The 19,307-nt window shown below is 35.5% G+C and carries 18 protein-coding genes, 1 pseudogene and 1 other annotated feature; of the genes and pseudogenes, 13 read left to right on the forward strand and 6 right to left on the reverse strand.

The window, feature by feature from the left end; translation table 11 throughout:
* Positions 1-111: 111 nt before the first annotated feature.
* Together ABNX05_RS00340 and ABNX05_RS00345 are read left to right on the forward strand one after the other, a co-directional pair.
* Complete coding sequence (locus ABNX05_RS00340; protein WP_349657857.1) at positions 112-393, forward strand: DUF1033 family protein; 282 nt, start codon at positions 112-114, stop codon at positions 391-393.
* 224 nt (positions 394-617) lie between these two features.
* The gene (locus tag ABNX05_RS00345) at positions 618-818 is read left to right on the forward strand and encodes a cold-shock protein (RefSeq protein WP_049665398.1); all 201 of its coding nucleotides are present in this window, start codon (positions 618-620) and stop codon (positions 816-818) included.
* Positions 819-1,242: 424 nt separating this feature from the next.
* On the opposite strand, the gene ABNX05_RS00350 is transcribed toward ABNX05_RS00345, so the two are convergent.
* Positions 1,243-1,608 carry a winged helix-turn-helix transcriptional regulator gene (locus ABNX05_RS00350; protein ID WP_349657858.1) on the reverse strand — a complete coding sequence of 122 codons (366 nt, stop codon included), beginning with the start codon at positions 1,606-1,608 and terminating at the stop codon, positions 1,243-1,245.
* A gap of 142 nt (positions 1,609-1,750) precedes the next feature.
* Between ABNX05_RS00350 and ABNX05_RS00355 the strand changes: the two genes are divergently transcribed.
* Positions 1,751-2,626 (forward strand): SDR family oxidoreductase, encoded by an 876-nt coding sequence (locus ABNX05_RS00355; protein ID WP_349657859.1) that lies wholly within the window; start codon positions 1,751-1,753, stop codon positions 2,624-2,626.
* Positions 2,627-2,795: 169 nt separating this feature from the next.
* Here the strand turns inward: ABNX05_RS00355 and ABNX05_RS00360 are convergent, their stop codons facing one another.
* Positions 2,796-3,605, reverse strand: a complete 810-nt coding sequence (locus ABNX05_RS00360) for a S1C family serine protease (RefSeq protein WP_349657860.1) — start codon at positions 3,603-3,605, stop codon at positions 2,796-2,798.
* 462 nt (positions 3,606-4,067) lie between these two features.
* Here ABNX05_RS00360 and ABNX05_RS00365 point away from each other — a divergent pair, with 462 nt between their 5' ends.
* The gene (locus ABNX05_RS00365; protein WP_349657861.1) at positions 4,068-4,541 is read left to right on the forward strand and encodes a DinB family protein; all 474 of its coding nucleotides are present in this window, start codon (positions 4,068-4,070) and stop codon (positions 4,539-4,541) included.
* A 144-nt stretch (positions 4,542-4,685) separates the two neighbouring features.
* Here the strand turns inward: ABNX05_RS00365 and ABNX05_RS00370 are convergent, their stop codons facing one another.
* Positions 4,686-4,904, reverse strand: a complete 219-nt coding sequence (locus ABNX05_RS00370) for a TetR family transcriptional regulator C-terminal domain-containing protein (protein ID WP_349657862.1) — start codon at positions 4,902-4,904, stop codon at positions 4,686-4,688.
* 42 nt (positions 4,905-4,946) lie between these two features.
* Entirely contained in the window at positions 4,947-5,291 is a 345-nt protein-coding gene (locus tag ABNX05_RS00375) for a TetR/AcrR family transcriptional regulator (RefSeq protein WP_349657863.1), read from the reverse strand.
* Between the two features lie 219 nt (positions 5,292-5,510).
* On the opposite strand from ABNX05_RS00375, the gene ABNX05_RS00380 reads away from it, so the two are divergent.
* The 4 genes from ABNX05_RS00380 (at position 5,511) to ABNX05_RS00395 (ending at position 8,675) form a co-directional block, all read left to right on the forward strand.
* On the forward strand, positions 5,511-5,789 hold the full coding sequence (locus tag ABNX05_RS00380; protein ID WP_349657864.1) for an AMP-binding enzyme: 279 nt from the start codon (positions 5,511-5,513) through the stop codon (positions 5,787-5,789).
* Positions 5,790-5,831: 42 nt separating this feature from the next.
* Positions 5,832-7,175, forward strand: a complete 1,344-nt coding sequence (locus ABNX05_RS00385) for an MFS transporter (protein WP_349657865.1) — start codon at positions 5,832-5,834, stop codon at positions 7,173-7,175.
* Positions 7,176-7,344: 169 nt separating this feature from the next.
* Complete coding sequence (locus tag ABNX05_RS00390; protein WP_349657866.1) at positions 7,345-7,770, forward strand: HTH domain-containing protein; 426 nt, start codon at positions 7,345-7,347, stop codon at positions 7,768-7,770.
* Positions 7,692-8,675, forward strand: coding sequence for an IS3 family transposase (locus ABNX05_RS00395; RefSeq protein ID WP_349658294.1), 984 nt, complete (start codon positions 7,692-7,694; stop codon positions 8,673-8,675). The genes ABNX05_RS00390 and ABNX05_RS00395 overlap by 79 nt, the downstream gene beginning before the upstream one ends.
* Before the next feature lie 61 nt (positions 8,676-8,736).
* Here ABNX05_RS00395 and ABNX05_RS00400 read toward each other — a convergent pair whose 3' ends face one another.
* Together ABNX05_RS00400 and ABNX05_RS00405 are read right to left on the reverse strand one after the other, a co-directional pair.
* Complete coding sequence (locus tag ABNX05_RS00400) at positions 8,737-10,341, reverse strand: ABC-F family ATP-binding cassette domain-containing protein (protein ID WP_197140750.1); 1,605 nt, start codon at positions 10,339-10,341, stop codon at positions 8,737-8,739.
* Between the two features lie 400 nt (positions 10,342-10,741).
* Complete coding sequence (locus tag ABNX05_RS00405) at positions 10,742-11,035, reverse strand: hypothetical protein (protein ID WP_349657867.1); 294 nt, start codon at positions 11,033-11,035, stop codon at positions 10,742-10,744.
* Positions 11,036-11,833: 798 nt separating this feature from the next.
* On the opposite strand from ABNX05_RS00405, the gene ABNX05_RS00410 reads away from it, so the two are divergent.
* From ABNX05_RS00410 to ABNX05_RS00430, 5 genes and pseudogenes are all read left to right on the forward strand, one after another.
* Positions 11,834-12,127: a hypothetical protein gene (locus ABNX05_RS00410; protein ID WP_349657868.1), complete on the forward strand. Its 294-nt coding sequence runs from the start codon at positions 11,834-11,836 to the stop codon at positions 12,125-12,127.
* 944 nt (positions 12,128-13,071) lie between these two features.
* A complete protein-coding gene (locus ABNX05_RS00415) occupies positions 13,072-14,952 on the forward strand; it encodes an FAD-dependent oxidoreductase (protein WP_349657869.1) in 1,881 nt (626 codons plus the stop codon).
* Positions 14,953-15,111: 159 nt separating this feature from the next.
* Positions 15,112-15,331, forward strand: a binding site (T-box leader).
* A gap of 99 nt (positions 15,332-15,430) precedes the next feature.
* A pseudogene (gene argS, locus ABNX05_RS00420) lies at positions 15,431-17,110 on the forward strand (arginine--tRNA ligase).
* Positions 17,111-17,283: 173 nt separating this feature from the next.
* Entirely contained in the window at positions 17,284-18,456 is a 1,173-nt protein-coding gene (locus ABNX05_RS00425) for an MFS transporter (RefSeq protein WP_349657870.1), read from the forward strand.
* Positions 18,457-18,572: 116 nt separating this feature from the next.
* Complete coding sequence (locus ABNX05_RS00430) at positions 18,573-19,136, forward strand: DUF6434 domain-containing protein (protein ID WP_349657871.1); 564 nt, start codon at positions 18,573-18,575, stop codon at positions 19,134-19,136.
* Positions 19,137-19,307 lie beyond the last annotated feature (171 nt).

Genomic DNA, 19,307 nt, shown 5'->3' on the forward strand with positions numbered 1-19,307 from the left:
AAAATTATGAATAATAAGGTAATAATAGCATATTAAAGTGTGTATTAATAGACATTTCAAATGTCTTTGCTAAAATGAAAGTATCTTATTACAGCAGGGAATGTGGCAAATATGTATACAATCATTTACATGAAAGCTGATTATGAGCCTTGGTGGAAGTTTGAAGGCTGGGAAGCTTTTATACAAACAAATGAAACCTTTGAAACAGAAGAGCAATTTGAATCAGCTTTACAAAGAAAACTGCAACACTTCCGATCAACATATGACAATGAAGTAACGAAAGAAGGGGGATTTTGGGCTTTTTGGTCAGAGGATGAAAGTGCTTTTTGCGAAGCTTGTGATGATGATGTACAAATTTATCACGGTATTATCACTTTGAAATCTGAGTCATAGAAATAAAATTTTGACATTTTAAAAAAAACATTTTTCTTTATTTGACAAAATTATGAATGATGGTTATACTTAGGTTAACAATTTAATTGCTTCACCGGAAACATGAATTCACATATTACAAAAAGTGATCGCGTTAGTACGGTACTCTTTGTAATATGTGAATTTTTTCATTCGCTGAAGAAATTACATATTGTTCACTTTTATTTTTTTGGAGGTTTTCTTAAATGAAACAAGGTACAGTAAAATGGTTTAACTCAGAAAAAGGTTTTGGATTCATCGAAGTAGAAGGCGAAAACGACGTATTCGTACACTTCTCAGCTATCGGAGGAGAAGGATTCAAAACTCTTGACGAAGGTCAAAAAGTGGAATTCGAAGTTGTAGATGGCAACCGCGGACCACAAGCTGCTAACGTAACTAAACTTTAATTCTCAGTAATTAAAATTACTTTCGTTAAACTTAAGACATCCTATTTCAATAGGATGTCTTTTTTTGTATTCAAATAGATTTAGTCGATGAGAAATGAACAATACATTTATTGATAATAATTTTATTATGTAAATTAAAAAGTCATTTAAAGAGTGTTTTTTTGTGCCAATTAGATGTATTTATAAATTTTTTTTTACAAATGAGAGAAAAGAGGTGGGCTGTCTAAATATATGATTGTCAAAGAATATCTGTAATAAATAGAGCATAGATCCTGCGAGATGCTAGGACACGAGACCTGGCAATGAGCGTAAGGAGCACATGTCTTACCCACGAAAAGTGAAGTGGATTTTTACCATTGATAATTATGCTAGAATTCTTATAGAACTTTTCAGACATGCCCTTTTTAAAATAATTTAGTTTGGACTAATTATTTTCCTGTTGTTTTTTCTCCATATATTTTTTACCCCATTCACCCATAGCGTGCAATACGGGTATAAAGCTTTTCCCTTGTGCTGTTAGCGAGTATTCCACTTTAGGAGGAACTTGTTTATACACTTCTCTATGAACCATTCCATCCTCTTCCAACTCTCTCAGTTGTCTTGTTAATATCCCTTTTGAAATGCCTGGTAACAACCTTTGAAGTTCATTAAATCTTCTTGTTCGTCGACTTAGATACCATAAAATAGTGATTTTCCATCTTCCAGCGATTACATTTTGAGTAAGTGTCAAAGAACATACTTCTTCTTGTTCTTCGGTAGGTGGTTCTCCTTGAAAATTAAATCGAGCCATTGATTGATATTCCCTTCTCTCATTAGGAACTTTTTTTGTGACTATGTCATAAAAAAATGCCTACTTTTATTTTTGTGACTGTGGAAATAGTATATACCTAGATTTCATTTTTCAAAATGAAAATTTAATTGGAGGGGAAAAAATGAAAATATTAGTTACAGGTGCAACGGGAAAATTAGGGTCAAAGGTTGTAGAAGCATTATTAAAAGCTGTACCGGCAAGTGAGTTGGCCGTTAGTGTTCGAAATCCTGAGAAAGCAGAAGGATTTCGAGCTCTTGGAGTAGAAGTTCGACACGGAGATTTTAATCGACCAGAAACATTAGATGCTGCCTTTTCAGGAATTGATCGACTATTAATGATATCTACGTTTGGGGATGATGAAACAATAATGAGACAGCATACGAATGCCTTAACCGCTGCTCAACATGCTCAAGTAAAATTTATTGCTTATACTAGTGTAACAAATGCACGTGAAAGTAAGTTTTTCCTCGCTTCATCTCATAGAGCCAGAGAAGAAGCTATTTTGAAAACAGGTATTCCTTACTCATTTTTACGAAACAATTGGTATTTTGAAAATGAAATTGGGAGCATACAGGGCGCGATGGTAGGAGCACATTGGGTTACATCAGCAGGAAAAGGAAAAGTAGGCTGGGTACTTCGACAAGATTTAGCGGAGGCAACAGCAAATGTATTGATTGGGAAAGGACACGAGAATACAATTTACGAGCTTTCTGGAAAGCTAAAGACGCAAGAGGAATTAGTATCTGTCCTTGGAGATGTATTAGCGAAAGAAATCCATCTACAACAAGTCGATGATGTTACTTATGCGGACATTTTGAAAGGTGCAGGAGTACCAGAAGCATACCTTCCTATGCTCGTAAACACGCAAAAAGGTATTCGAGAAGGTGGTTTAGAAATTGAAAGTAACGATTTAGAAAAATTACTTGGTCGCCCTGTTACACCAATAAACGAAGCTCTTAGCCATATTATTAGTGAAATTTCTCAAACAGGAAATTAAGTTTAATCAAAAAAATGACCTTCCTATCTGTAATGGAGGTCATTTATATATAAAGGACTGACGGCTTTACTTGTTAAATAATGTATAAAATAAACTAATTAGCATTGTGTAGTGTAGTTAACTATCAAAAATTGAACAACTATATTTTCAACCGTATTTAGCCATTGGTCTATTTATTTAATATACGTTGTAGCACCTGAACCGGTATAAATAAACCGACACGGCCATATGGATCTTTTTTCGCAGTTGCAAAGACAATCCCGATAACCTCGCCATCAGCATTTATGACAGGACTCCCACTATTTCCTCGATAAACAGGGGCATCCATCATCATAACAGGTTCCTGCCAATCCTCTAGGTATGTTAATTCCAGTAATGTTCCTTCATTTGCGATGCCCGTAAAGGCTAGTGGATTACCAATGAAATAGACAGGCTCATTTTTGCTATAGCTCGGATTATTAGAAAGTGAAAGGGAGGGTAAATCATCCCCGGATACTTGCAATAATGCTAAATCTACGTCGGGGTAACTTTCCACTATCTTGGCACCCATTAATCCTTCCTCAGGGAAAACAACGAGTAATGATTGTGCATCTTCTACAACGTGTGCATTGGTTACGATAAGTCCATCTGAAGAAATAACAAAACCAGTACCTTTACTAGAACCTGTAGAGATCTCTACAACAGCCTTTTTATATGTTTTTATATCTTCTTGCGTTGATAACCGAGCAGACACTTTCAAAAATTCAATCGCTGGAATGGAGTAAATTTGAAAGATAAGTGCAAATGTATTCAAAAATAACACAAATGCCATACTCCAGACAATCCATTTGACAATCGGTCTTTGTTTTTTGGGCTTTTTACCTTTGAGGCGTTCTTCTTGTTCTTGTGCTAACGCTTTTTCCTGTTCAGCGAGGACAAGCTCAATCAATTCTTCTTCTGACAAATCTTCATCTGTTGTTGATCTATGTATGTCACTCATAAAAGCCCTCCTTACTCAAAATGAAAAGCGCCCAAGCAGGACGCCTGTGAAGTAATTCTTATGCAATTTTTGTAGGGTAGGTTTAATGCCAAACGGTTCCATATTAGTGTCAATATCATGTCTTCTATACGGAATATGTCATTGTGGTCATTGTACCCTTTATAGCGTGTAATCTAAAAGAAGTCAGGGGTGATTGAATAGTTCAAGTTATTTGCTATTTTACAGTGAGACTTTTTAGTTCTTTACTTTCATTATACGTGAAGTCTATAGGTTATACGAATATTATGAAAACTAGTTTACAAGAGTAAGTTATTTGCTAGGTATACTGGACAAAAGGATGTGTTAGCAAGAAAAGCAATTATAATTAAAATAATAATATTATGTAAACTGAGCTAGAAACTTGTAAGAGAGTCTCTAATTTAATATGATAGAGTTGAATTTACGAAAATGGGGGGCGTATAGATGTATCGACAAGTAGATGATTTTTTAAATGAGTGGTCAGCATCAGCACAAGGCACAATTCAAGTATTAAAGGCTGTAACAGATGAAAAGCTAGAGCAAAGCATCGTAGAAGGTCACAGCACATTAGGCTGGTTAGGGTGGCATTTAGTTGGTGCTGCTGGTTATTTCAGTTATTTAGCAGGTTTGCAGGTGCCGATGATTCGTCAAGAAGATCCAATTCCATCTACAGCGGCTGAGATTGTAGCTGCTTACGAAAAACTAGCAAATGGTGTGAAAGAGGAAGCGGCAAAGCTATCAGATGAAGACTTGCTGGAAGAAGTAAAAGGCTTCACTGGACCAATTGCTAGAGGTGCATTATTACGTGTACTAATCGATCATCAAACACATCACCGTGGACAAATGACAGTGCTACTACGTCAAGCAGGCTTACCAGTACCAGGCGTAATGGGACCAACGAAAGACATGCAAAAGTAGACGTATTAGGCAGATACTCAATGTATCTGTCTTTTTTATTTTTTATGAAAATGAATAACAATTACATATAACGAGAAAATAGGCAATCCAACTAGGAAGTGCCTATTTTTGTTTAAAGTAGAATTGGATATAGGCTACAAATTTTTAACGATCCTTATTTAATAGCAAACCATCTAAAAATATTGCAATAAAGCCTTTACTTTCGTGTAACAAATCAAAATCTTTTCCAAAAACTAACCAGTCATATAAAGAACCTCGCATACAACGAGTAATGTAAATGACGGTTTCTTGCACATTTATTTGTACAGATAATTCGCCATCTTTAATTGCTTTTTGTATAAATGAATGCAAGATTTTATACAATTTGCGTTCAGAGTTAGAAAAGAAATTTCTTTCGTTTTCAATTTAGCCACTTTTGTAAACAGACCGCATTAAATCCATTCCTAAATCATCTTTTAAATATGTCATTTGTGCATCAATTAATGAGATTACCTTTTCCTTGAAGGTAAGATTTACGGGCAGAGTAGTCGTAAATTCTTCATAAAAATGATCAATTTCTTTAAATTTTTCTAGGAAAATATCGTACTTTGAAGAGAAATGACCATAAAATGCTCCTTTTGAACTGTTGCTTTGCTGAACAATTTCATCAACCGTTACTTGATCAAAGCCTTTCGTTTGAAACAATGTAAGCGCTGTTAAATATATATGTTTCTTCGTTTCTTGAGCCTGTTGTTTTCTTGTCATTTTCATTTCTACATCACCTTATTTCCACTATATTTGCTATTTAACTTTAGCATAATACTCGTTTATGTAATTAATTTGTTTTCTGAATATTCAGAAATAATATTGACAATTATTTGTCTTGACGATTAATATACAGACTATAGTCTATGAAACTATTTCAAAAGGGGTGTAGATCATGGATCTCTTTTTAGGGAGAGAGTTGCGCAACAGCCTGAAAAAAGTTTTATGCGGTTTGAAGATCGTAATGGAATGTATGTCGAAAAAAATAATGGGGATTTTTATCAGGAAGTTATGCGCTTTCGTAATGCACTTCTTAAGCTGGGCATAAAAAAGGGGATCATGTTTACTCGCTCTGCAATTAGTGAAGAGGCATTGATTGCACATTGTCGGGAACGTCTCGCAAAATTTAAAGTGCCGGATCGTATTGAATTTGTGATAGATTTCCCTCGCACACTAGTCGGCAAAATTCAAAAGCATGTTTTACGTAACGCTGTTTTTAGGTAAAGCGAATGAAATAAAAATTTGACTGTAGAGAGAAGGGGCTATATGAAAAATGTGAAAGTATTATTAGCAAGTTTAGCAGGCTCAATCATTGAATGGTACGATTTTTATTTGTATGGTACGGCAACAGGATTAGTTTTTACAACGCTATTTTTCCCTTCGACTAATCCAGCAATTTCGATTTTAATTGCATTTGCTACGTTTGGAGCTGGCTATGCGGCACGACCAATTGGAAGTTTAATCTTTGGACATATGGGTGATCGTGTCGGAAGGAAAGCCTCGCTTATGCTCACGTTAATTGGAATGGGTGGTAGTTCTTTTTTGATCGGTTTATTACCTACCTATGCGCAAGTAGGGTTACTCGCGCCAACGCTATTAGTCATTTTGCGACTTATTCAAGGGATTGCACTTGGGGGTGAATGGGGAGGTGCTGTGTTACTAGCTACCGAATCGGCTACGAAAGGTGTGCGTGGCTTTTTTGGTTCTATTCCGCAGCTTGGTGTTCCAATCGGTTTAGTTTTAGGGACATTTAGTTTTACACTTATTTCTTCATTAACGACTGAAGCACAATTTATGGCCTGGGGATGGCGTTTACCATTTCTATTTAGTGCAGTTTTAATCGTATTAGCGATATGGATTCGAAGTGGGATTGAAGAAACACCTGAATTTAAACGCAAAAAAGACAATGGTGAACTAGCAAAGATACCAATTGTCCAAGTATTTAAATATAACAAAAAAGACATTTTCCGCATTATTGGATTAAAAATAGGGGACGGATTCTTTAATGTATTTTTAATGTCATTTATTTTAGTGTATGCGACGACGTATATTGGCTACACAAGGGATGTTGCATTATTTGCTTTAACAATAAGCTGTGCAACAATGATAGTAACAATTCCACTAGTTGGTTATTTTTCAGACTTTATAGGACGTAAGAAAATTTATATCGGTGGCCTTATTACAATGTTACTGCTTGCAATTCCTTATTTCGTGATGATTCCGATTAGTTCAACGTATTTCTTTATGTTACAAGTCGTATTACTTGGTGTCGTATGGGCAGCCATTTTCGCGACGCAAGGTACGTTCTTTTCTGAATTATTCCCAGCGAATGTTCGCTATACGGGGCTATCCTTTGGCTATCAAATCGCTGCAGCAATCGTCGGTTTTGGACCAATGCTATGGACTTCTTTAGCAACAGAGTATGGGGCTTCACCGTATTTATTTGGTGGATTGATGATAGCCGGGCTTCTAATATCACTGCTACTTGCAGTATTTTCGCCTGATACACGGATAATCACTCAATATGAAGAAACTGTCGAGAAAGTACAAGAAAATGAACGACTGTCAGATACTCAAGTGGAAGTGGCAATGACAACATCGACAAAGTAATCGTGGACATTATTTTTACAAGGAAAGCAAAAGTGTGTTTTATAGCAATAAAAAAGCAGGGTTCTCCTTTTTGTAAAATGTACCCTATAAGATAGACACTTTCAAAAAGGTCATCTTATAGGGTATTTTTGTTTATAATGAAGAAAAAAACGAGAGGTGGTTAAATAGGATGACTAAAAATTTATTTTCGAAACAACAACAGGCGCAATTAAAATTAAATCCATACGTCAAAACGGTAAGTGCGAAAGCCATTACTTATACGGATGAATTTAAGGAATTTTTTATTGATGAATACGATAAAGGAAAATATCCAAGTGAAATTTTTCTTGAGGCGGGTTTTGACATTGAAGCCCTTGGTCCAACGCGTATTCGTAGAGCTTCGAATCGTTGGCGTACGGCTTATAAAGAACATGGGCTAACAGGTTTAAAAGATGCCAGAAAACATACTTCAGGTCGCCCTTTAGAGCGTGAATTAAGTTTAGAAGAAAAATACGCCCGCTTAGAGGCGAAGATGAAATTGTTAGAAGCAGAAAACGAACTTTTAAAAAAGCTAGATCAACTCGAAAGGCAGCTGATGAGGAAGAAATCAAAATAAGTACTGTACAAAAATTTGAATTAATCCATCAGATTATTGAAAAATATCAATTAAAACGAATGGTGCGTTATCTTTGTGAAATTGCAAATGTTTCACGCTCAGGTTACTATCGCTATTTTAAGGAAGAAGCTGCCTTGACTCGTCAAAAACAGAATGAAGAAGATGAAGTGGTGAAGGAAGTTATTTTAAAGGCCTTTCATTTCCGAGGACGAAAGAAAGGTGCACGTCAAATAAAAATGACACTCGAAAACCAATATGGAACTACATACAACCTCAAGCGAATCCGTCGCATTATGAAGAAATTTAATATCATCTGCCCCATTCGAAAAGCGAATCCAGCACGTCGTATGGCAAAAGCAACGAAGGAACATCGCACATGCCCTAACAATTTACACCGTAACTTTAAGCAAGGTGTGGCAGGAAAAGTATTACTAACCGATATCACATATTTAACATATGAAGGCGGTAAACGTGCTTATTTATCAACGATAAAAGACGCCGAAACATATGAAATTCTAGCCTATGAAGTATCTTCTACATTGAGTATAGAAATTGCGCTCAACACGTTACATAAATTGAAGAAGCATCGCCATTTAAGAGAAGATGCCTTTATCCATTCGGATCAAGGTTTCCACTATACGAATCCAAAATTCCGAGCCTTAGTAAAGAAAATGGGCTTAGGACAGTCCATGTCACGCCGAGGAAACTGTTGGGATAATGCGCCACAAGAATCATTCTTTGGGCATTTTAAAGATGAAACAACTATTAGAGCATGTGAAACGTTAGAAGAAGTAAAAAAAGAAATAAAGAGTTATATGATTTATTACAATCATTATCGAGGGCAATGGAATTTAAAAAAGCTGCCGCCTGCAAAATACAGACAGCAGCTACAAAAAGTTGCCTAACCTTTTTATTAATGTCCTTTACAAAGGGTACATTTTATTGAATAGGAGAACCCTTTTAATATTAGCTTAAGCCTTGGCTATCTTTCCACTCAAGGAATTCATCATAAGTTAATAGTTTATCTAAAATTGTGCCGTCTTCACGGATTTCGATGACACGGTTCGCAATTGTTTGAATGAACTGATGGTCATGAGATGTGAACAGCATCGCACCTTTGAAGCGCATAAGTCCTTCGTTTAGTGCTTGAATAGATTCAAGGTCAAGGTGGTTCGTTGGTTCATCTAGTAAAACAACGTTTGCTGTAGCAAGCATCATTTTAGATAGCATACAACGTACTTTTTCTCCCCCTGAAAGTACAGAAGGTGATTTTTTTACTTCCTCACCAGAGAATAACATACGACCTAAGAAGCCGCGTAAGAAGCTTTCTGTTTCATCATCAGGAGAATATTGGCGTAACCATTCAACTAATGATTTTTCTGAACCTTCGAAGTATTTATCGTGATCATTTTCAAAGTAACTTTGAGAAGTTGTTACGCCCCATTTGAACGTACCAGCATCTGCTTTTCTTTCATCCATTAGAATATCAAGAAGAGCTGTTTTGGCCATTGGATTACCAAGTAAAATGATTTTATCTTCTTTGTTCATTGAAAAGCGAATATCTTTAAATAGTGTTTCGCCTTCATTGCTTGCTGTAAGACCTTCCACTGTTAACACATCGTTACCGATTTCACGTCCAGTTTGGAAGTTGATGAATGGATATTTACGGCTAGATGGTTTAATGTCGTCAAGCTCGATTTTATCCAACATTTTCTTACGAGAAGTCGCTTGGCTTGATTTCGAAGCGTTCGCAGAGAAACGAGCAACGAATGCTTGTAGCTCTTTAATCTTCTCTTCTTTCTTCTTGTTTTGGTCTGCCATCATTTTTTGTGCTAATTGGCTAGACTCATACCAGAAGTCATAGTTACCAACATATAATTGGATTTTAGAGAAGTCTAAATCCGCGATATGCGTACACACTTTATTTAAGAAGTGACGGTCATGGGATACGACAATAACAGTATTTTCAAAGTTAATTAAGAATTCTTCTAACCATTGAATTGCTTTTAAGTCAAGGTGGTTGGTAGGCTCATCTAGTAATAGAACGTCTGGTTTACCAAATAGAGCTTGTGCTAATAATACTTTGACTTTGTCAGAACCTTCAAGATCAGCCATTAGCATATAGTGAAGCTCGTCGCCAATTCCTAACCCGTTTAATAATGTTGCTGCTTCTGAGTCAGCTTCCCAACCATTTAGGTCAGCGAATTCACCTTCTAATTCAGCAGCACGCATGCCATCCTCATCAGAAAAGTCTTCTTTAGCGTAGATAGCGTCTTTTTCAGATTTTACTTCCCAAAGACGTTTGTTCCCCATAACAACTGTATCTAATACATTGAATTCATCGTATTCAAAGTGGTTTTGTTTAAGAACTGATAAACGTTCGTCCTTACCCATTGATACGTGTCCTTCTTGCGCTTCAATTTCACCAGAAAGAATTTTTAAAAATGTTGATTTACCAGCACCGTTTGCACCTATTAAACCGTAGCAGTTCCCTGGTGTGAATTTTATATTTACGTCTTCAAATAGTTTACGATCGCCATAGCGAAGACCTACATTACTTACTTGAATCATGCAAGTTCCTCCTTTTTTCACAATGGCACTAGTATATCATGAAATATGTACCATAGTCTATAAACATTATTAAATCAACGTTTGGTTATGTATTGTCAAATATTTGAGTGGGATAAGAGTGGGGATAATGTTAATAAAAAGTGAATACATATACTTTTTTTATGTATTTAATCGTCTCAATTGTAAAGAACAGGTTTTATGAAATAAAGACCTCTCTAGTGAGAATGGCTTTATTTCACTAAATTATTTTAAATCAAACTGGAGAAAAGGCTTTTATCATTAAAGTTTCTCTTCCCATATCCAAATTGGCTGCTGAAGAACGATGGATGTAAGGTGACGGTTGATTTTTTTTGAATTCACCGTCATCTCATTGCTAAGAACAATCACTGTTAATTCTTCGTCATTTAGCCGTGTAACATAATGAAGCAATCTGATAGAGCCTGCTTGGGCTATTAGGTAAATCAGTGGCAGACAGTAGGTAACCCTTTGAAAATAAAACTTCATCTTCCTTAGCGAATAGGACAGTACCCTGAAATTTTTCATTTATCAAATATTGATCGATTTTTTCAGGAACGCTTCCAGATAAATTACTATGGTTACTACGCCCAAATAATAGCAAAGCGAGCAAAGCTACTATAGACACGACTACAATAACAAGAATAATAATTGAAGAAATTTTTAATGATTTTTTCATATATACCTCGCAATCTATTTCTCTACAGCTTTTTAAACACATCCTACTTATTAGACAATATTTGACACGCAAAAAAATAACAATTAATTATGATCTTGAATCAGTGAAGAAATTTTTTGAAATATGTAAGCTTTGGGGTAAGTTAGGCAACGGCTTATTTAAAAGTAAGAGGATGAACGATAGATCGTTTGACAAATAAATGATACAAACGGTATGAGTATTACAATCTGATAGTTACATACACACTGAGGGATAGATTAATTTGAGTCTCTATTTTTATTTTATACAAATTATCCCTTAAATACCATATAATATTTACGCGAGGGGATAAGTAATACAAACTATTGAATAATCCAAGGTGTTATCTGAGGAAGTTCAGTGGCTGTCTTAGCGTCAATTATAAGCTATGAAGTACATTGGAAGACTAAACAGGTCATTAACAGCCTAACTAGGTGTGCATTTGTATCTGAATAAAATGGTATGGAATGAAAATTATATATTATTAAAGATGCATTTTTTAATGGTTTTTTATTTATTCTTTTAACATTTGTCCTTATGGGTAGCAAACGCAAAGCATAATGAGGTATTGGAGGATGAGTTAGAAAGGGTTGAACATGTAGTAATGAGAACATGACGCTTATTTAAGATTTTACGATAATCTAGAAATGCTTTTTAAACAAATTGATGATTAAATCCAAATAGTTGTGAACGAAAGTATTTAGTAAGAAAGATTTATTCCAGGTACTCGAAAAAATGAGACTTGGTCTTTTTCAATTTCTTTAATTTAGAGGGGTTTTTATGCATAGAGAGCTAAAACAAAGAATAGTAAGTGAACCATCTGAATTCACTTCTTATGTGGAGAAACTAATTAGTACAAATAGATTTGAAGATGGTGAAGTGTTGGAAATATCGATACTTGCCATAAAAAACGGACCGGGAAGATTATCAGATGAACAATGGCATGTCTTTATAGAAAATGGTTTATTACCTTATTATTATGATAAATGTGAAAGATGTACAGATGATATTCCATGGTCATTTATGTTCAGTGCTATTTTTATAAATAGAGATCATCTTTGTCCTTTCTGTTAGAAAATAAAAAATAAGTCTTTTGCCTTCCGTGTTGAGGAGGGCTTTGCTTCTATTTTACAAGAAATACAGACATGCCATTAGTGGGAGTGATTTGGCGTATTCAGAAGTAATGGAATTAGATTTATTTGGTGGGCAAACGGACAGTAATAACTAACTATGTATCAAAAGCTTGATCATGAAGGAGGTGGATGGCTTTGCGATAGAACACATACATTTACACATTTGTCCTTTAACATGCGTTCATACCTTCTATTAGATTATGATATATCATATAAAATGATAATTTATTGAACTACACCAATTTCGCTTCTCTTAGAAGGGGGAGATTCCAAAGCAAACCTTCTTAATCGAAGGTTTTCATTATCTTACTGCCCTTTATATTCCTTGAAATGGAGATTTCTGTCGGAAAATGAAAAAACAATCATAAAGACCTACAACAATTTAATAGGTTGTAGTTGCTTCATTGCTACAATATCGCTAGAATGATTATGTATCTTTTTTTGTTTTAGATTATACATACATATTTATTGTTGCATATGCGTTAAATGCATTTGGTTAGTTCTTAAAGTTGATATTCTGCTGCTATTCCAACCCCAAAGATTTACCACTACGAATATCAGTATAGGTAACTGTCAGTAGATGACTATTATTTCATCATATTTTCATGCCGTGCCGTCCAAAAATGGTACCACTTGTTATAGGAAATGAAAACCCATGAACTCACCAAGGTAAGTTATTTTAGTGGGATTCAATTTTATCTACTGTATGAAAAACTATTTTGATAAGTACCTAGACTGTAAAGACCTATTAGGTTTGCTACGAACTCACGTTGAAATGTAAAACAGTTAATAACTATATAAATATGTCATGTCAACTTTTTCAAAAGGTGATCATGATTATAAACAAGAGATGCATATGGAAAATTTATCTATCGGAGGTATGTTATGGGTAAGGGCTTGATAAGATCAGCCATATTAATAGTAGTAATTGTACTAGGTATAGGAAGTTATTATTTTATAACAGATATTAGAAGTGAAATGGCACATAAAAAACTTGTGAAAAACTATGAAAAACCAATTCCGAAAACGATAAATGACGAATATGATGTAATTGTCATTGGTGGAGAGCCAGAAGGAGTTGCTGCTGCAGTTTCAGCAGCTCGTAATGGTGCAAAAACACTTTTAGTAGAAAAGCGTGAGGAATTAGGTGGGTTATTTACGTATGGAATGCTCAATTTCCTTGATATACCTCGAAATGACTCTAAACGACCAGTCAGTATGGGTATTTTTAAAGAATGGCACGACCTAGTTAGAGGGAAAGATGCCTTTGGAATTTTAGATGCGAAAGCTGCCTTTAAAAAGCTTGTCGATGAAGAACCGAATTTAACGCTTTCTGTTCAAACCGAAGTTGTTAATGCCGGCCTTGATTCAAATCAGCTAACATCAGTAGAATTAAAAAATAAATATGGTACGTATATTGTAAAAGGCAAGACATTCATTGATGCTACACAAGATGCTGATTTTGCTACAATGTCAAAAGTTCCATTTTTCATGGGTGGAGAAGATATTGGTATTAAGGATAAGAGAATGGCTGTTACCTTGATGCTACATTTAAAAAATGTTGATTGGGATAAGGTGAAAAAAGAAGCAAATTCAAATACTTTTGGTGGTGCTCACCTAAATGATTCAGTTATGTGGGGCTTTACAAAGCTTCATGATGACTATAAGCCAGTACAAGAAGGTACGAGACTACGAGGCTTGAATTTAGCAAAAGTAGATGATGAATATTATATTAATGCTTTACAAATTTTCGGAATCGATGGTTTGAATGAACTTTCCAAACAGGAAGCAATTGAAAAAGGAAAGAAAGAGACTGAACATATTTTAAAATATTTACATGAGAAGTTTCCTGGTTTTGAAAATGCAGAAGTTGTGAGTTATCCGGAGGAACTATACGTCCGCGAAACAAGACATATTTGGGCAGAATACCAATTACCGATGTCTGATGTTTGGAAGAATAGTGATCATTGGGATAGCATTGGCGTAGCTGCGTATCCAGTTGATGTACAAGCTCAAACGCCTCATGATTATGGATATGTTATTTCAGCTCCAAAACAATATGCCATTCCTTTCCGTTCTTTAGTGCCGAAAGAAATCGATGGCTTGCTTGTTGTAGGTCGTTCTGCAGGTTATTCATCACTTGCAGCGGGGAGTGCACGTGTCGTTCCAACGGGTATGGTGACAGGTGAAGCAGCTGGAGCAGCAGCAGCATTAGCGATTAAAGAAGACGTAACCTTTAGAGCATTGAGCAAGGACAAAAAACTCATCAATACTTTACGGGAAGATTTGAAGAACCAAGGAGCCTTTGTAGATCCTTTTGAAATGGATTATCCTTATAAAGATGAATGGTATGATAAATCTATTCAAACTTTAATCAATTACGGTCTTGTTGTCGGTGGTTATTCGAATAACTTAAATGTTGAAGATACGGCAACAAAGATTAAGTTTGCGAAAATGCTAAAAGAGGGCGTTCAACGTGTTAGTCCAGAGAAAATGAACGAGCTAAAGGATAAGCTGGATGTCGTTATCTATAAAGTAGCTAAAAAAGAAAAAAGCCCAATTAAAAGAGATGAAGTTGCAGAATTCTTGACGGAAGTATTAGTAGGCAAGTCAAGTGATAATAACTGGGATGTATTGCTTGAAAAAGGGATTATCAGTGAAAAATTAGCAAAAAGATTAACGGAAAACAAGGAACTAAAATTAAAAGAGTTGTATGCGATAATGGCTGATGTCATCCATTATTCAGAAAAGGAACATACCCACTAATTAGTGGGGAATGTTCCTTTTCCTTTTAGTTATCGCATTCATGTATTCGTAATATGCTCTATCACTTTAAGTGCTCCATTTGAATCGATTCAATTATTTAAAAATGAAAAGACGGTTGACTAAAAAAAAGAACTCCTGTAAAATATTTTGAAATTACAGATAAATTCGATGATAAAGAGAGTAGTTTATGGAATTACTGGAAAGCGAATTAGGGATGGTGTGAGCCTAATGCAGAAGCCATAAATGAAACGCACTTTGGAGAAGGTTCTCGAATTAGTAGTAGAGAATATCGGGGAGTCACCCCGTTAACAATGGAAAGTGGTCATATTATATGGCAACTAGAGTGGTACCACGGGATAACTATGCTCTCGTCTCTATTTTAGAGACGAGGGCTTTTTTTATCTTCATTTAGTATGAATTGTGCGCGCACAATTCAAAATCCGGACACTTTGTTTGTCTACAAGAAAACGGGAGGAGAATGAATATGAATACACAAATTGCAAAAAGTATAGCTGTGGCATTAAATAATGTGCTGTCAATTATTGAAATTCAAAATTTACTGGAGAAACCAAAAAAATTGGACTTAGGGGATTTGGCATTCCCGTGCTTTACGTTAGCCAAAAAACTAAGAAAATCCCCTCACACTATCGCGTCCGACAAAAAAAATAATATAAGCTGCGATTTCATACAAGAAGTTCAAGTAGTAGGTGGTTATGTCAATATTTTTTATCATCAGCCAACGATTACTCAACAAGTTCTTTGCAAAATTGTAAAAGAGAAAAATTTATACGGGACTCAACAAGAGTCAAAAGGGAATATAGTACTGGATTTTTCTTCACCTAATATAGCGAAGCCTTTTTCTATGGGCCATTTACGTTCAACAGTAATCGGTAATGCTTTGGCTAATATCGCCGAGAAAAACGGCTACAAAGCAATTCGCATTAATCATTTGGGTGACTGGGGAACGCAATTTGGTAAATTAATCGTCGCATATCAAAAGTGGGGAAATCAAAAGACGATTGAAGCTGCCCCAATAGAGGAACTGCTGAAAATTTATGTAAAATTCCATGAAGAAGCGGAGCAGGATGATTCACTGAATGAACAGGCACGTACTGCATTTAAAGCATTAGAAGATGGGGATGAAAAGACGTTAGCTCTTTGGCAATGGTTTAGAGATGCATCACTCGAAGAATTCAAAAACATTTACGAATTGCTTGGAATTGGCTTTGATTCATTCGCTGGAGAAGAGTTCTATAATGACAAAATGGCTGCTGTTGATAAGGAGTTGGAAGAAAAAGAACTGCTTGTGAAATCCGAGGGTGCTCATGTCGTTGAAATAGACAATATGCCTCCATGCTTAATAACCAAAACTGATGGTGCTACGCTTTACGCTACACGTGATTTAGCAGCTGCTTTTTATCGTAAACAACAATATGACCCTAAAAAATCATTTTATGTTGTAGGGCATGAACAGTCACTTCATTTTAGCCAATTATTTAAGGTCATTGAGAAGATGGGGTATGAATGGGCAAAAGACTTGCAACATGTGCCTTTTGGGATGATTTTAAAAGAGGGCAAAAAAATGTCGACGCGTAAAGGAAAGATCGTTCTATTAACAGATGTACTAACAGAAGCAATAGCTACGGCGAAGCGAAATATCGAGGAAAAAAATCCAAATCTAATGCATAAAGAGAGTATCGCACAACAGGTTGGTGTAGGAGCGGTCATTTTTAATGATTTGAAAAATGATCGTGTTCATGATATTGAGTTTTCTATTGAGCACATGATGAATTTTGAAGGTGAAACAGGGCCATATATTCAATATACGTATGCACGTATTGCATCTCTTTTGGCAAAAGCAGATGCATAAAGTTATGAAGTATCACTCGAACCATTAGGTGAGCAAGCATGGCCTGTTATTTTATTACTCGAACAGTTTCCGAAAGTAATTGCTAACGCCTTTGAACTAGCAGATCCATCACAAATTGCTAAATACGCTTTACAATTAGCGCGTCAATTTAATAAATATTATGCGCAAAATAAAGTATTGGTCAATGACAGCCAATTAAAATTAAGATTAGCATTTTGTTTATGTGTATCCATTGTGTTAAAAGAGTCGTTGGCATTATTAGGCATTGCCACACCTAAAAATATGTAAGTATGATTAGTGTGTCTACAACATCGTGCTAGCTATATCCTGCAACTAGTAATAGCTGTGGAAATTGACCATTACTAGAAAAAATGGTAAAAGAGTATAGTGAGAATTCAAAGGTCTTATCAAATTTCGTTGAATTTTTAACCGCATAATTAGAGAGAAGGTTTTTAGAAAGTATGGAGAAAAAGCAAAGGCGTGTTTCCATGGTACTTGTGGTTGTTTGTATTTTCTTAGTTGCGCTCAATATGCGCCCAGCAGTCACAGGAATAGGACCACTATTTAATGTACTTTTAGAATCACTCCATATATCAAATACGAAAATGAGCTTTTTAACATCTATTCCGGTGTTTTGTATGGGACTCTTTGCACCATTCGCAGTCCCATTACAAAGAAAACTTGGAACAAAAACAGCTATTACGCTATTAATAATCATCCTAACAATAGCAAATGGTCTACGCTTTTTAAAAGAAAGTTATGTACTACTTGTAGTCACAAGCTTTGCGGCAGGATTTGCCATTGCACTGATAGGACCTATATTAAATGCCTATATTAAGAAAAAATTCCCGAGTCGTTTTACTACGGTGGTTGGTATTTATTCATTTGGAATAGGAACAGGTGCAACATTGAGTGCGGCACTAACATTACCATTTTATAATCATTTTCATGAGAGCTGGACGATGGCACTTGGCTTTTGGGCAATACTTGCTATTATTGCTCTATGTATATGGATCCTGACAATACAAAATCAAGAGCTACCAGAGACAGCTGTATTTACAGAAAAAGTAGCACGGAATCCGTGGAAAAATGTCCGTGCTTGGACCATTTTAATTTACTTTGGCTTACAAACATCTTTGTTCTTCTCTATGATGTCCTGGTTAGCACCGATGTTACAGGATAAAGGCTTTTCCCTTGGCGCTGCAAGTACTATGCTAACATTTATGTCTATTGTACAAATGATTGGGAATATTTTGGTCCCTATATTAATGGAAAAATGGTCGAGTCGAATCGGCTGGCTCTTCTCCTTGGGGGTCTTTGGTATTTTTGGCTTTGTGTTGCTATGGGTAGGCTCAGGGGCTTTATTATGGATTGCGGTATTCATAATTGGTATTGTCTTAAGCGGCTTATTTCCAATCGGTTTATTACTACCATTGGATGAGGCAAGAAATGACGAGGAAGCAAATAGCTGGTCATCTATGGTGCTTTCAGGCGGCTTCATGATAAGCGCCATTATCCCTATACTGATTGGCTATTGCTATGATTTGACGGGTAATCATACATTTACTTATGCAATTTTTATCACTTTAATGCTAGGCATTATAGCTACTATCATTTTTCTTAAGAAAAAATAATGTGGAAACATGCGCAAATGTACGCGCATGTTTTTTTATGCTGTTTTCATGATTGATTTTGCCAAATAGGAACTATTGTTCTATAATGTGGAAGAAGTGAAATGGAGGACTATTTTATGAGACCTAAACTAACGAAAGATATAAGTGTAGATAGTTTTAACGATTTTTATTGGTTAAAGGAAGAATTGCAATCTTTTTGTAGAAAAAACGGAATAAGTGCTTCTGGTTCTAAAATAGAGATTGCCAATAGGATTGAAACATTTCTGCAGACAGGGGAGATTAAGAAGCCTGTCAGAAAATCAAAAGCGAAAAAAATAGAACAGCAAGTAGACTTAAGTCTTGATACAGTCATTACCGAAAGTCATCGTTGTAGTCAAAATGTAAGGGCGTTTTTTAAGACAGTACTCCCAAAATTTCATTTTTCAACCTATATCCAAAACTATTTTAAAAACAATGTCGGAAAAACTTATCGAGATGTCGTAGATGCTTGGAATAAAGAGGAGGAACGAAAGAAAGACCCTTCATACAAGAAAAACATTGCACCCCAATTTGAATATAATCAATTCATCCGTGACTTTTTTTCTGACCCGGAAAACCAAGGGAAAAGTCGTGAAGAAGCGATTGAAGCATGGAATACAATCAAGAAACTACCTGGAAACAATAAATATAAAAACAAATAATTAGTTTACGATGTTCATTATTATAGTGGTGTAATAATTAGTAAACAAGGTAGGTTGTTCTAACATGATTCGATGTTCAGCATATGGAATGATACATAATTTTTTAAGGGAAGCCTACCATTTATTTTCTAGAAGGGGACTGGGACCACCGTGTAAATAAAGTAATAGCGG

This window comes from Lysinibacillus zambalensis (genome assembly GCF_040183165.1).
GTDB classification, from domain to species: domain Bacteria; phylum Bacillota; class Bacilli; order Bacillales_A; family Planococcaceae; genus Lysinibacillus; species Lysinibacillus zambalensis.